This is a genomic window from Bermanella marisrubri (assembly GCF_012295615.1).
Classification (GTDB): Bacteria; Pseudomonadota; Gammaproteobacteria; order Pseudomonadales; family Oceanobacteraceae; genus Bermanella; species Bermanella marisrubri.
Window position 1 is genome coordinate 959,055 of record NZ_CP051183.1, and the last position, 14,264, is coordinate 973,318.

The 14,264-nt window shown below is 44.5% G+C and carries 16 protein-coding genes; 15 read left to right on the forward strand and 1 reads right to left on the reverse strand.

What is annotated here, in order from left to right:
* The first annotated feature begins 106 nt into the window (after window positions 1-106).
* A complete protein-coding gene (locus HF888_RS04385; RefSeq protein WP_007018993.1) occupies window positions 107-442 on the forward strand; it encodes a 4a-hydroxytetrahydrobiopterin dehydratase in 336 nt (111 codons plus the stop codon).
* A 26-nt stretch (window positions 443-468) separates the two neighbouring features.
* On the opposite strand, the gene HF888_RS04390 is transcribed toward HF888_RS04385, so the two are convergent.
* A complete protein-coding gene (locus HF888_RS04390) occupies window positions 469-840 on the reverse strand; it encodes a hypothetical protein (RefSeq protein ID WP_007018994.1) in 372 nt (123 codons plus the stop codon).
* A 247-nt stretch (window positions 841-1,087) separates the two neighbouring features.
* On the opposite strand from HF888_RS04390, the gene HF888_RS04395 reads away from it, so the two are divergent.
* From HF888_RS04395 to HF888_RS04460, 14 genes are all read left to right on the forward strand, one after another.
* Window positions 1,088-2,083, forward strand: coding sequence for a hypothetical protein (locus tag HF888_RS04395; protein WP_133308530.1), 996 nt, complete (start codon window positions 1,088-1,090; stop codon window positions 2,081-2,083).
* Window positions 2,084-2,094: 11 nt separating this feature from the next.
* Complete coding sequence (locus tag HF888_RS04400) at window positions 2,095-2,742, forward strand: tetratricopeptide repeat protein (protein ID WP_007018996.1); 648 nt, start codon at window positions 2,095-2,097, stop codon at window positions 2,740-2,742.
* 9 nt (window positions 2,743-2,751) lie between these two features.
* A complete protein-coding gene (locus HF888_RS04405; protein ID WP_007018997.1) occupies window positions 2,752-4,656 on the forward strand; it encodes a FliG C-terminal domain-containing protein in 1,905 nt (634 codons plus the stop codon).
* Window positions 4,653-5,453, forward strand: a complete 801-nt coding sequence (locus tag HF888_RS04410) for a motility protein A (RefSeq protein ID WP_007018998.1) — start codon at window positions 4,653-4,655, stop codon at window positions 5,451-5,453. The genes HF888_RS04405 and HF888_RS04410 overlap by 4 nt, the downstream gene beginning before the upstream one ends.
* Entirely contained in the window at window positions 5,446-6,126 is a 681-nt protein-coding gene (locus HF888_RS04415) for an OmpA/MotB family protein (protein WP_007018999.1), read from the forward strand. Before HF888_RS04410 ends, HF888_RS04415 begins: the two co-directional genes overlap by 8 nt.
* A gap of 147 nt (window positions 6,127-6,273) precedes the next feature.
* Window positions 6,274-7,905: a CTP synthase gene (locus HF888_RS04420; RefSeq protein ID WP_007019000.1), complete on the forward strand. Its 1,632-nt coding sequence runs from the start codon at window positions 6,274-6,276 to the stop codon at window positions 7,903-7,905.
* Window positions 7,906-7,994: 89 nt separating this feature from the next.
* On the forward strand, window positions 7,995-9,290 hold the full coding sequence (gene eno / locus HF888_RS04425) for a phosphopyruvate hydratase (RefSeq protein WP_007019001.1): 1,296 nt from the start codon (window positions 7,995-7,997) through the stop codon (window positions 9,288-9,290).
* Between the two features lie 91 nt (window positions 9,291-9,381).
* A complete protein-coding gene (locus HF888_RS04430; protein WP_007019002.1) occupies window positions 9,382-9,690 on the forward strand; it encodes an FtsB family cell division protein in 309 nt (102 codons plus the stop codon).
* 1 nt (window position 9,691) lies between these two features.
* Window positions 9,692-10,378, forward strand: coding sequence for a 2-C-methyl-D-erythritol 4-phosphate cytidylyltransferase (gene ispD / locus HF888_RS04435; RefSeq protein ID WP_007019003.1), 687 nt, complete (start codon window positions 9,692-9,694; stop codon window positions 10,376-10,378).
* Between the two features lie 12 nt (window positions 10,379-10,390).
* Window positions 10,391-10,882: a 2-C-methyl-D-erythritol 2,4-cyclodiphosphate synthase gene (gene ispF / locus HF888_RS04440; RefSeq protein ID WP_007019004.1), complete on the forward strand. Its 492-nt coding sequence runs from the start codon at window positions 10,391-10,393 to the stop codon at window positions 10,880-10,882.
* Entirely contained in the window at window positions 10,882-11,928 is a 1,047-nt protein-coding gene (gene truD, locus HF888_RS04445) for a tRNA pseudouridine(13) synthase TruD (RefSeq protein ID WP_007019005.1), read from the forward strand. The genes ispF and truD overlap by 1 nt, the downstream gene beginning before the upstream one ends.
* A gap of 10 nt (window positions 11,929-11,938) precedes the next feature.
* Complete coding sequence (gene surE, locus HF888_RS04450) at window positions 11,939-12,679, forward strand: 5'/3'-nucleotidase SurE (protein ID WP_040298234.1); 741 nt, start codon at window positions 11,939-11,941, stop codon at window positions 12,677-12,679.
* Between the two features lie 26 nt (window positions 12,680-12,705).
* A complete protein-coding gene (locus HF888_RS04455) occupies window positions 12,706-13,341 on the forward strand; it encodes a protein-L-isoaspartate(D-aspartate) O-methyltransferase (protein ID WP_040298244.1) in 636 nt (211 codons plus the stop codon).
* Between the two features lie 9 nt (window positions 13,342-13,350).
* A complete protein-coding gene (locus HF888_RS04460) occupies window positions 13,351-14,256 on the forward strand; it encodes a DUF368 domain-containing protein (RefSeq protein WP_207798150.1) in 906 nt (301 codons plus the stop codon).
* Window positions 14,257-14,264 lie beyond the last annotated feature (8 nt).

A 14,264-nucleotide genomic window follows, 5' to 3' on the forward strand; every position in this document is an offset into this window, starting at 1 on the left:
GACATAAAGGGAGCCTAGCTCCCTTTTTTCGTTTTTCAGGCTTAGATTTGTATCTTGAAACGTTTCTAGTATGCTGAAAGGACATTCTTAATACAGGAGACGTCGTATGACCTTAGCAAGCGAAGCGTTCGATGGATCCAAAGAAAACGCACGCCAAGTAACCGAAACCGAGCAAGCGGATTTACTCAAGCATATCCCCAGCTGGCAAACAGTGCTGGAAGAGGGAGCATCCAAGCTTAAGCGGGAGTACAAATTTAAGAATTTTGTGGAGGCCTTAGCCTTTACTAACAAGGTCGGAAACTTAGCAGAATCCGAGGATCATCATCCAGATATTCTATTGGAATATGGCAAAGCCACCGTGACTTGGTGGAGTCATAATATTAAGGGCTTGCATCGTAATGACTTTATTATGGCGGCACGCACGGACGGCCTTTATGAGTAAAAAATAGGGGCTTTGTCATCGCTGTGTTAGGGGCGCTCCAGAGTGTCCCTAATAATTAATCTTTCCACCAACATGGTTCCCTTCTCACAACCATTGACGTAAAGCGAAACTGGCTTTTTATGCAAAAAGGCGGTCAGCGCTAATTCAAACCTTCGATTTTGTACTTGCTCATATTCACTATAAAAACGAAAAGTCTGGCTGCCTTTATCATTGCACTTATGTATTTTATTGGCGGCAATAATTTCGAAAGCGGCCTCTTCGTCATCCATTCGTTGCTCCAACCCTGAAACAATCACACCAGTAATCCATTGCCCGTCGCCATAAGAATTGACCGGTAGTAGAGCGATTAAAACAATAATAATGAAATAGGGTTTTTCGAGGACTCTCATAGCGGTCATGCACATTCCTTTTTCTGTCCCTAGACTATATCGGCCTGAGTACATAAAACCTTAGTGCAAAACGCTATGCTCAGCTAGCGCAATACGTGTCATCGGCTATGCTTATTTTTATAGTGAAAGGCAATGATGGACGACGCCAAGGATGATTCAGGATCAGCAAAAATTTTCCTCAATAACCGTTATTATCTCGACGGTCATTTTTATTATTTGCGCCATAATTTCGTCGAAATCTTTTTCAGAGACTCGCGTGGTGTCATCGGGTTTACCCGACTTAGGTATTCCTGCAACCCAGTATGCAGGCTTTTCTCGCCTTTTAGACGACGACAGTATTCTCATTCCCGAGGAGCTGATGGACATCAATAAAGAGATTAAGCGAATTGCTTTTTATCATAACGGTGATCGCTTGCACCGCAAAATCCCCAAACAAGTCCATTTAATGATTGAGAATAAACTGCTCGGTAAGTTCATGGGCATTGGACGCTTTGAAGTCGTAGATTGCATTGAATGTCGTAATACGCGGGTCAATTTTGAGGACAGTCGATTATTAATCAGTGAAAGTGCTCAGAGCAATCAGGACTTGAGAAAACTCTCGGAAAACGTCCGCGTGGATGCGTTTGTTTTATGGAGTGCCAGTGTTCACGAGAATAAGTTTACAGTGAATCTGCGCATGGTAAATGCCACTAATAATGAGTTGGTGTGGTTGAAGGAATACGCTAAGAAAACCACAAGAGAGCAAGAGGAGCTAGAGTTCGAAACCATTGAGATCGAGATGACCATTAGCTCCATGGCCTTAAGTGCAGAACGTGACGGATTGGGCGCTACGGCTGATGCAAAATTAGATAACGTCACTGGCTTTGGGCTACGCCGAAGAGAATACACGAGCTTGAACAAAGATATTGAATATAGCCTTGGGTTTGAATATTTCCGTAATTTTTCCGAAACCGATGAATTTAGTATCAATGGTTTTAATTTAGAGGGCCGAGTTTACGTGAATGTCGATGCAGTAAAAGACTGGGTAAATACCAAGGTATATTTAGGTATAGGACAGGCTTTCTTTAGTGGCAGTCACGGTTTAATGAGTAAATTCGGTCTGGAGTTTCCATTTGTCACAAACGGCTTCATGGCTATTGGTGCCGTTTACCTTTCATCCGATGAGGTTGAATGGGACTCGGATGCCAATTATGAAGATTCTTCAGATTTTGGTGGAACTGGCATTGAGCTCACATTGGGTTATCGCTTTTAAGGAGGGCTGGTATGCGCGTATTAAGTATCTTAAGTATTGCTTTGATTATGTCAGCCTGTAGCTTGCGTCAGTTTGATATGGAACAGAATCCGTTTAAAGAACAGCTTCCGGGGACGTTTCAAGACACATCTGAAATGACAGGAACAGGCGCCAGCGACTTAACTTCTGAAGAGTATGCGAAAGCGAACCACGGTATTGTCAATATTCATCGTCATGGTCCTGGGTACGATGTGATGATGATGTTAAATGCGGGTGAGAGTGACATTGTATTTAGCATGGACTTACCGCCAGGTTCAGACATGACTGTGCCTGGCGTGAGACGTGATACAGGGACAGGTAAAGCAAAAGCTAAACGTCCCGATACCATTTCAGAGGAGGAAGAATTTTTTAATGAAAAAGCGGTTGCGTTATTCTCTGATGCTACAAAACACATGCTAAGTGCTCAGGCACTTTTCTATCGCAAGTCTTATTGGAAAGCCCTTGAAGAAACCAACAAGGCCATGGCCTTGGTTCCTTCGTCAGCGCAAGCTCATGCCCTGAAAGGCAGTATCTATTACAAGATGGGTCGCAAAACCGATGCGCGTCGTTCGTGGGAAAAAGCCTTGCAACTTGATCCATCCCTAAGCGATGTCAAACAAAGTTTACGTTTGGTGAACTAGGAGCGAATAATGATTCGGATAGCTTTGCTCCTTATATTGCTGATTTCACAGATCTCTTATGCACAAGAAGAGCCCATTGAGGTTCCGACTAAAAAAGACGATCTCGAAGAAATACAGTTAAAGTCCCGTTTAGAAGACCGTCTCGCCCGAGATATTCGTGCATACCTAGGTCACAACCGTTTTATGGTGAATGTGGATGTTGAAATTCAGCGTATTCGTCAAGTGATCAAGAAGCCGATTAAGCCGACACAAAATCAACAGCCTGTTGCACCTAGTCGGGATTACCCAAAGATTCGTTTTCCTCAATCGGACTTTGAGGAAAGTGAAAGCGATGTAGAAAGCTTGCCTGGTCTACCCTTTACCGAAATCCCTTCTGATAAAGAAAAAGATGCTGAGCTGCAATTTATGCGTGAGCAAATTGAGCGCTTGCAGCAACAGCAACGTCAACCTCAATGGGAAAATGGAGGTAACGGCGGGTCCGGTCAAGAACAGATGGAAGAGGAAACCATTGCGGTTTTCAATAAAATTAAGCAATTGATGATTACTGTTGTGGTTGATACTGATACGAATGAAGAGCAGCAGGCATTTATTCGAAATCTTGTCTATCAAAAAGCCAATCTAAATGACCTGCGCGGCGATAAGTTTGAAATCATTAAAACTCAATTTAGTGAGTTGGATGAGACAACGCCGGAAGAGCAAACAGTAGCGCCTAAAACCTGGTTAGAGCAGCATATGAATGAGTTACTACTAGGTTTGTTAAGTCTGCTGGCCTTTTTGTTCCTAATTTTAATTGTTTTGATGCTACGTAAGAAACAAAACAATGAAGAGTCAAGCTCGAATCTTAATACAGAATTGCCCGCGACGGCTTCGTCAACGATCCAACCTGAAGAACCTGATCAGCAACAACGGCAAAAAGAATCCATGCAGAAGACACGGCAAGAAGTGATTAGTCTGGGCTTGGGGCAGCCTATGGTTGTGCAAGGCATAATGGATGAGTTGACGACACAAGAAGATAAAATCCCCATGCTCGCCAGCGTTTATAAAGTACTTGGTCGTAGCCTATTTCGCTCGATTTTTCCTAATGTAAAACCGGATGAGTTACAAAGCATCATGGCTCATCTAGCAGAGCAGCATCCTGATGAAGAAGAGCAATTGCAGCATCTTCAAGATTTTCATCAAGTGCTGCAACAGAAACTGCATACGGGCGAACCGGTGAGAAGTCATCCTTTTGAGTTTTTATCGAAACTCAATGATTCTCAGGTTTTGTATTTGATTCAGCACGAGGATGCACGAATTAAGGCCTTGGTCATTAGTCAGTTGCCTAGTGAACAAGGAGCGCGTGTTATAAACCGTATAGCAGGAAATCAACAGGCGCAGGTTATTTCTGAACTTGGTCAGTTTGAGTCGTTTCCTGTGGACACGTTTAAAGACGTGGCTGACCGTTTAGCGAAATCCGCTCAACAAGTTCCGAGCTTTGAAAATGTCAACGCTGACGGGCTCACCATGCTTATGAGCATGCTGGACAATATGAGCAGCAGCGAAGAAGCCAAAGTTCTTAAGCAGTTAAAACATGATAAGCCGGATACCTTTTATAAACTGCGCCAGAAATACTTTACCTTTGCAGATATAATCAAAACACCGAAAAATATCCTTAGCAACGCTTTACGCGAAGTGGATCGCCAGTTTATTGGTGAGGCAATTTGCAATACCCCTGACCAATTTAAAATTCACGTTTTAACCTCTTTGACGCCGAAACTGAAAGCCATGGCGCGGGAAGATTTAAAACGCAAAGAGGGACGTATTGGTCAGCAAGAAATCGACCGAGCACGTCGAGCGATTGTTCACAAGCTACGGGAATATATCAGTACAGGTAAGTTCTCCATGGATCAGCTACAGGCACAGGTTGAGTCATGATCAGTTTCAGTACGCTCATTGGTATCACAGCGGGTATCGGTTTATTTGTGCTTGCCGTGGTTGGCAGCACGGACAACCATCTCATGTTTTTGAGTGCTGCCAGTGCCATGATGGTTATTGGATCAACGTTCGCGGCATCACTCATCAGCTTTAGTTTTAATGAGGTCATGCATGCACTTCGTGCCATGCTTGAAACTGTACAAGCCAGTAAAAGCACACAAAGCCATTTATCTAAGTTAGTCCAACGCTTTACAGAGTTTTCCAATATCTACCGCGATGGTGGCATTAGTGCGCTGGAAGATAGCCTGACAAAAAAAGAGTCGAAAGATTCGTTTTTATCACTGGGGATTGAGCTAATGGGTTCCGGATACAAATCTGCAGACATCCGCGTCATCATGGGCGATGCCATGGATAGCCATTGGCAGCGTCAGAGTTTGGAAGGAAAAGTTTTAAATACCATGGGCGTTTATGCTCCCGGATTTGGCATGGTGGGGACCATTGTTGGTTTAATCATCATGCTGGATAACATGGGCGATGACATGGCCAACCTAGGTAAAGGTTTGGCATTGGCATTAATTACCACGCTCTATGGTGTTCTACTGGCTAACCTATTATTCAAGCCCACAGCAGCTCATGTAACGGAAAAGCAAGAACAAGAATTCTTTAAGCACCAATTGATGATTGATGGATTTTGCTTGCTTGCGGAAAAGCGCGATGCTCTGTTTATTCAAGATCGCTTGAACGCTTATGTGAAGCCCTCTAAGCGCTATCACCCACAAGAGCTAGAAAATGAGTGATAAAACCTACAAACGTGGGCTGCGTCGTCGTCGACAAACCTTTGATGCTGACGGTGAAGGTTGGATTGTCACCTACGCGGATGCCATAACGCTATTGCTCGCCTTTTTTGTCATGATTCTCTCCGTATCTGATTTGAATCAAGGCAAAATTGAATCATTAAAAGAAGGGCTCGCAGGTGTGCTGACGGGGGAGAAGGTAGTGACTCCGTTCAGCGACATCAAAAAAGAACTCGACCAGATTATCAATCAACATAATATGCAGGAAAACGTCAGCGTGGTGATTGATAAAAAAGGGGTCAAAGTCGAATTCAGCGATTTCTCTCTGTACGACTCTGGCAGTGCCGCCATACGCCCACAGGCTTTGCCTGTCCTCAATGAAGTCACCAAAGTGATTGAAAGCAGTGTTCATAAAACCCACTTGGTGGAAGTCGAGGGACATACGGATGATGTGCCCATTAGCACTGAGAAATTCCCTTCCAATTGGGAACTCAGCGCAGCTCGAGCCAGTAACGTGGTTAAGTACTTACTGGGCAAAGGAGTCAAAAAAGAGCAGCTCAAAGCCTCTGGTTATGCTGACTCTCGGCCTAAATCGGCTCCGATTGAAGGGCAGGTGATGGATGCCCAACAGCGAGCCGAAAACCGCCGGGTTGTCATTTATGTGAGGCGTTATTAGTCCTAACTGCTAGGCTAAAACCATAGAGGGCGGATTTATCCGTTAAATTTTGTATCTCGGATTTACCCGCTTGGGGGCTTCTGGTAAACTGTAGCGCCATCTCGTTCGAACAATCCAACTTCTTTTTTTATTCGGATTCACCAGTATATGTCGACTCGTTTTATATTCGTCACAGGCGGTGTTGTGTCCTCATTGGGCAAAGGCATTGCATCCGCTTCTCTTGGGGCTATCCTCGAAGCACGCGGACTCAAAGTTACCATGCTCAAATTGGATCCCTACATCAATGTGGATCCAGGCACCATGAGCCCATTCCAGCATGGTGAGGTGTTTGTTACCGAAGATGGCGCGGAAACCGACCTAGATTTAGGTCACTATGAGCGTTTCATTCGTACCACTATGAGTAGCCGTAATAACTTCACCACAGGTCGCGTATACCAAGATGTATTGCGCAAAGAACGTCGTGGTGATTATCTAGGTGGTACGGTTCAGGTTATCCCTCACATCACAGATGAAATTAAGCGTCGTGTTTATTCCGGTGCCGAAGGCGCCGACGTCGCTTTGGTTGAGATCGGTGGCACCGTAGGTGATATCGAGTCGTTACCTTTCCTTGAAGCAGTGCGTCAGCTCAAAGTTGAGCTAGGTAGCAAGCGTGCACTATCCATGCATCTAACCCTAGTGCCATTCATCGCCACTGCGGGCGAAACCAAAACCAAGCCAACTCAGCACAGTGTAAAAGAACTGCGCAGCATTGGTTTGCAACCTGACATTCTCGTTTGTCGTTCTGATCACCGCATTGATTCAGGTTCTCTTCGTAAAATCGCCCTGTTCACCAACGTTGAAGAGCGCGCGGTTATCCCATTAGAAGACGCAGATACCATCTATCGTATTCCTGAGTTGCTTAAGCAAACCGGTCTTGACGATTACGTCATCGACAAATTTGGTTTGGAATGCGATGAAGCGGATCTTAGCGAGTGGGATGAGGTGATCGATGCTAAATTGAATCCAGAGCATGAAATCAATATCGCCATGGTAGGTAAATACATGGAGTTATTGGATGCATATAAATCCTTGATCGAAGCCATTGATCATGCCGGTTTGAAGAACCGTACTAAGGTGAACATCGAGTACATTGACTCAGAGATCATTGAGCGTGACGGCGCTGATGTACTGGCAGGGAAAGACGCGATTCTTGTTCCTGGTGGCTTTGGTAACCGCGGTGTAGAAGGTAAAATTCGCACGGTACAATACGCTCGTGAGAACAAAATTCCGTATTTGGGTATCTGTTTAGGCATGCAAAGCGCGGTTATCGAATTCGCTCGTAATGTGTGCGGCTTAGAAGATGCCCATAGTACTGAGTTTTCCAGCTCTACTAAGAATCCTGTCGTCGGCCTAATCACCGAGTGGACCACCGCAGAAGGTGAGACCGAGCAGCGTACTGAAGATTCCGATCTCGGTGGCACTATGCGTCTTGGTGGCCAAGAGTGCCGCTTAACGCCTGAGTCGCTATCTGCGCAAGCGTATGGTCAAGAGGTGATTGTTGAGCGTCACCGTCACCGCTACGAAGTAAACAATAATTTCCTAGAGACTCTAGAAAAAAATGGTTTACGCATAGCAGGTCGTTCAATGGACGGCAAGCTAGTCGAAGTGGTAGAAGTGGCTGACCACCCATGGTTTGTAGCCTGTCAATTCCACCCTGAATTCACTTCGACTCCGCGCGATGGTCATGGCCTATTTACGGCATTTGTTGCGGCGGGTTTGAAGCAAGCAGGTAAAGCGTAAATCTATTTTATGAAAAGCCCGAAAGGGCTTTTCTTATTTTATAAATTCGACATTTTTTGACTGATAATTAATTGGAGATTAACACCGTCATGGCGAAAATCATTGATGTAAAAGCCCGTGAAGTTATGGACAGCCGTGGTAACCCAACGGTAGAAGCGGATGTTCTACTAGAAGGTGGATTTTTTGGTACGGCTTGCGCCCCTTCTGGTGCCTCTACAGGTTCACGCGAAGCGTTAGAGCTGCGTGATGGTGATAAAACGCGTTACATGGGTAAAGGTGTATTAAATGCTGTTGCTAATGTAAATGGTGCAATTAAAAACGCATTGGTTGGTATGGATGCAACTGACCAAAAAGCACTCGATCATAAAATGCTTGAGCTAGATGGTACAGATAACAAAGCGACTTTAGGTGCTAATGCTATTTTGGCTGTATCTCTTGCGGCAGCAAAAGCAGCAGCCTCTGCCAAAGGTATTGAGCTTTATGAGCATATTGCAGAGCTAAATGGTACAGCAGGTCAATTCAGCATGCCGTTACCAATGATGAACATCTTGAACGGTGGTGAGCACGCTGATAACAACGTTGATATTCAAGAGTTTATGGTACAACCAGTTGGTTTTACTTCATTCTCTGAAGGTCTGCGCGCGGGTGCCGAGATTTTTCATAACCTTAAGAAAGTACTGCAAGGCAAAGGTCTTAACACAGCAGTAGGTGACGAAGGTGGCTTCGCTCCAAACCTAGCATCAAACGCAGATGCCTTAGCTGTTATTAAAGAAGCCGTATCGGCTGCGGGTTACCAGTTAGGTAAAGACATTACACTGGCACTGGACTGTGCTTCTTCTGAGTTCTACAAAGATGGTAAATACGATCTAAGCGGTGAAGGTAAAGTCTTCAGTGCTGAAGAGTTCTCTGACTACCTTGCAGAGTTATGCGATCAATATCCAATCGTGTCTATTGAAGATGGTCAAGACGAGTCCGATTGGGACGGTTGGAAGTATCAAACTGAAAAGCTTGGTAGCAAGGTCCAGCTAGTAGGTGATGATTTGTTTGTAACCAATACTAAGATTTTGAAAGAAGGTATTGAAAAGGACATCGCTAACTCAATCCTTATCAAGTTCAACCAAATCGGTTCTCTAACAGAAACTCTAGAAGCGATTAAGATGGCAAAAGAAGCGGGCTATACGGCGGTTATTTCTCACCGTTCAGGTGAAACCGAAGATACGACTATTGCTGATTTAGCGGTTGGTACTTGTGCAGGGCAAATTAAAACTGGTTCTTTATGCCGTTCTGACCGTGTTGCTAAGTACAACCGTTTGTTACGCATCCAAGAGCAATTGGGTGACAAAGCGGTTTACAATGGTTTGAAAGAAGTGAAAGGTCAGGCGTAACCCTCGCTCGACTTTTTAAAACCACGTCTAAGCATTCGTTGCTTAGGCGTGGTACATTGTGGCTTCTACACCATAATTATTACGGCCGCTTATGAACACAGTTCTCACACAATCCCTTAAGCGATACGGCTGGAAAGTCATCGCCCTCGTTGTTTTTCTTGTCCTTCAATATCAGCTTTGGTTCGACCAAAGTGGCTTACTTGCCAATTGGAAAATGCAATCCTTGATAGAGCAACGCAAAGAAAGTAATGCCGAATTCCAAGCTAAGAACCAAGTTCTAACAGAAGAAATTATAGCTCTTCGTTCGGGTATGGATTCGTTAGAAGCTAAAGCGAGAAAGGAATTGGGTATGATAAAAAGCGGCGAGACCTATTTTATTGTCGTAGAGGGTCAGGATTAAAATGGCGCTTTATGCAGTCGTTCCTGCTGCGGGCGTTGGCAAACGAATGAAAGCCGACCGACCAAAGCAATATTTACAGGTTAATGGTCAAAGTATTCTTGAGCATACATTAACACGATTATTATGCTTTCCCATGTTTGAGAAAATCATGATCGCTGTGAATCATGATGATCCTTTTTTCCACAATATGCCCGTATCAAAAGATGTTCGCATTCTGAATTGTGATGGAGGTAAAGAGCGTGTCGATTCTGTTTTGAACGGCCTCAATGCATTAGTTCAGCAAGGAGCCGACGTAAGCGATTGGGTAATGGTTCATGATGTGGCACGACCCTGTATCTCCCTAAATGACATTCAACGCTTGTACGATGCACGAAATGAACATGGTGCCATTATTGGGGCCCCCGTTCGCGATACGATGAAGCGTACTGACGCTCAAGGTAATATCATTGAGACCGTTGAGCGAGAGCAACTCTGGCATGCATTGACACCGCAACTTGCTCCACTAGGTGTATTAAAAAAAGCGATCGAATTTAGTCTACAGAATAATTTGCCCGTAACGGATGAAGCATCGGCTCTGGAACACGTCGGACTTAAACCGATAATGATCGCAGGACTTGCTAGTAATATTAAAGTGACTCATCCAGATGATTTAGCGATGATTACACAGTTTTTAACCAATGAAAGTTAGTTAAGGTTATACATGTTTCGTATTGGTCACGGTTTTGATGTTCATAAGTTTTCAGAAGAGACGGGCGACGTATCAATTAAGATTGGTGGTGTTGCAATTCCTTATGAGCGTACGCTATTAGCCCATAGTGACGGAGATGTGGCTTTGCATGCGTTATGCGATGCATTGTTAGGCGCTGTCGCGTTAGGAGACATTGGTCACCATTTTCCAGATAACGATCCAGCGTTTGCTAATGCAGACAGTCGAAATTTGTTGAAACACGTGTGGCATGAAGTAAAAGCCAAACATTACAAAATCTGTAATATTGATATTACGATTATGGCGCAGGCCCCCAAAATGGCACCGCATATCCAAGCCATGCGAGAAACGATTGCTATTGATTTGGAAATTCAAATAGATCAAGTCAATGTAAAAGCAACGACCACAGAAAAGTTAGGTTTCGTTGGGCGCAAAGAAGGCATTGCAGTAGAAGCTGTGGCTTTATTGATGCGGGAGCCAAATTAATGGACTACGCAAAAATTGCTAATCAGTGGCCACTGGCCTATTCCCCCCTTGATATAACGGCGCAATATCGAGTGGAAGCAGAAGACTTTCAGGTCACTGAACTAAGTAATCGTATTTTAAAAGAAGAAGGACCTCACTGGTATCTATTCATTGAAAAGACCGATACGAATACTCAATGGTTGGCTCGCCAAATTGCCAATCACGCACAAATTGATTTAAGAGATGTGGGCTATGCTGGCCTTAAAGATCGCCATGCTATTACCCGCCAGTGGTTCAGTATTCCAGTAGAAAAGCGTCAACCGGATTTAACCGCATTATTTGAGCGCGAAGAGTTTACATTAATTGATCAGGGGTATTACGGCGTTAAGCTTAAACGTGGCAACCTCGGCGGCAATCATTTCAAGTTACGCTTGCGAAATGTGCAAGGAAGTAAAGCTGAACTAGAGCAGCGATTAACCATGATTAAAGATCAAGGTGTTCCTAATTATTTTGGTGGTCAGCGCTTTGGCCATGATTACGATAACATTGTTCAAGCTGAGCGATTATTTGTGTCTGGCAAGCGTCCCCGTAATCGTCAAAAAGCATCACTGTTTACATCAGCAGCCCGTTCATTTTTATTTAATGAAATGCTAGCTCATCGTGTTCAAGGTAACGTGTGGCAAAGACCTATAAAAGGCGATGTTTTTGGATTTAGTGGAAGTCTTCGCGGTTTTATTGCAGATGGTACCGCAGCGGAATCGCAGCGTTGGCGAAATCAAAATATTCACCCCACTTGTGCGATGTGGGGACGGGGAAACAGTTTAAGCGAAGCCGATCTCGCCGATATAGAAGGCCAAATAGCGCAAAAATATGAGGTGTTATCGCAAGGACTAGAGAAACAAGGCTTAAAGCAAGAACGTCGCACAACACGTATGCTGTTGCCTGATCTGGCTTGGACTTGGCAAGATGATGAAACACTTGTCTTGGAGTTCTCATTAGGGTCCGGTTATTTTGCTACCTCTTTGTTAAGAGAGCTAGGTCAAATCGATGATGCGAGTAAGGTATAAGTAAGGGTTAATTGTGAAAATACTATTAAGCAATGACGATGGTGTGTATGCACCCGGTTTGCAAACCCTAGCGAAATATTGCCAGGATGCTGGTTACGATATACAGGTGGTAGCACCGGATCGGGATCGAAGCGGAGCAAGCAATTCGCTGACTCTTGACCGACCGCTGCATCCAACCTATTTAGATAATGGTTTTATCAGTGTGAACGGTACACCCACTGACTGTGTTCATCTCGGTATCAGCCAATTTACAGACCACAATGCGGACTTGGTTATCTCTGGTATTAATCGTGGTGCAAACTTGGGTGACGATGTGATTTATAGTGGTACCGTAGCTGCGGCTATGGAAGGACGCTTTCTGGTTCGTTTTCCTATTGCTATTTCACTGGCGGGGACCCAATTTTTTGATACAGCTGCAAGAGTATTGATGCAGCTTTTACCTGATCTATTACAACTGCAATTACCCGCAAGAACACTACTTAATATTAATGTCCCCGATGTAGCATTTGACGAATTGAAGGGTGTTGCCATTACCCGTCTTGGTCACCGTCACCGCAGTGATAACCCTGTGAAAACAGAAAACCCAAGAGGTAAAGAATGCTACTGGATCAGTGCTGTGGGGAATGTAGCGGATAATGCAGAAGATACTGACTTTTATGCCATTGAGCATAATTTTGTATCGATTACCCCTATCCATGTAGATATGACTCATCATGAGTCTCTGCAGTCGCTAAGGGGATTGAAATTGTGACTCCGCTACAGCTCCAGGGCATTGGTATGACCAGCCAACGTACGCGCGATCGATTGGTCGATCGGTTAAAGGAACGTGGCATACGTAATCCAGATGTTTTAGAGGTGATTGCGAATACGCCTAGGCATATTTTTGTGGACGAAGCATTAAGTCATCGAGCTTATGAAGACACCGCGCTGCCAATTGGTTTTGGGCAAACCATTAGCCAACCCTATATTGTCGCTCGTATGACCGAAATTTTGCTAGAGCAAGGGCCACTTGAATCGGTTCTTGAAATAGGAACGGGCTGTGGATATCAAGCGGTCGTGCTTGCCCAGTTGGTGAATCGTGTTTACAGCGTCGAGCGTATTGCGCCGCTTCAACAAAAAGCGAAAGATAGGATGAAACTCCTGCGGGCCAATAACGTCAAACTGAAGCATGCAGATGGTAATTGGGGTTGGTCAGACGAAGGCCCATTCGATGCAATTCTTTCTGCTGCGGCACCAGACCACATTCCTGTTCAGTTAGCAGAGCAATTGAAAGTGGGAGGTCAGTTAATTATTCCTATTGGCGATGAACGCAAGCAAGTATTGACTTTGGTCACCCGCAATGAAGACGGCTTTAGTAAAAAAATCATAGAAGATGTGATGTTTGTTCCTATGTTATCAGGCACACAGAAGTAAGGAGTTTATGTGTTAGGTCACTTTTTTCGGGGTATGGCCATGGGGGCAGCAGACGTAGTGCCTGGCGTATCTGGGGGTACCATTGCATTATTAACTGGAATCTACGAGCGCTTAATCAATGCGATTAAGAGCTTTGGTTTAGATACACTAAAAGTTCTCAAGCAGCAGGGTATTAAAGCCGCTTGGCAACAATTCGATGGCACTTTCTTAGCTGTTCTACTCGCAGGCATGATCACGAGCATTCTTGGTTTGGCTCAGGTTATCCATTATTTACTCAATACATTTCCTGTTTTTATATGGTCGTTGTTCTTCGGATTGGTCTTAGCATCCGCTGTTTATGTTCTTTTGCAGGTGCAATGGCGTACTCCACCGAGGTTAATTTTGTTAGTTTTAGGGATCGTTTTTGCCGCTGGCATTAGTTTAATGACGCCCACGCCTAGTCAAGCTTCGCCAATTTTATTCTTCTTTTCCGGGGCGATTGCCATTAGTGCAATGATTTTACCCGGTATATCTGGCAGTTTTATTTTGCTACTGATTGGTATGTACGGTTTAGTAATTTCAGCTGTGAAGCAGTTTGATGTAGGGATTATGGCGGTCTTTGCATTAGGTTGTTTGGTTGGAATCATGCTTTTCTCCCGGTTCCTTTCTTGGTTATTAGCGCGGTTTCATGATGCCACTATGGTGGTTTTAAGTGGTTTTATGCTGGGTGCCTTGGTAAAACTATGGCCGTGGCGTGAGATATTATCCACGCGTGTAAATAGCCAGGGGCAAACTGTGCCAGTTTCTGAGTGGCCTGTTGCCCCTTGGCAGGTAGAATCCCCCCAGGTTATGGCCGCTGTTTTCGCCTTTTTCCTAGGGTTCGTTGGTGTACTTTATCTGGCTAAACGCCAGAAAACAGCAAAAATTGAGCAATAATAGATCAG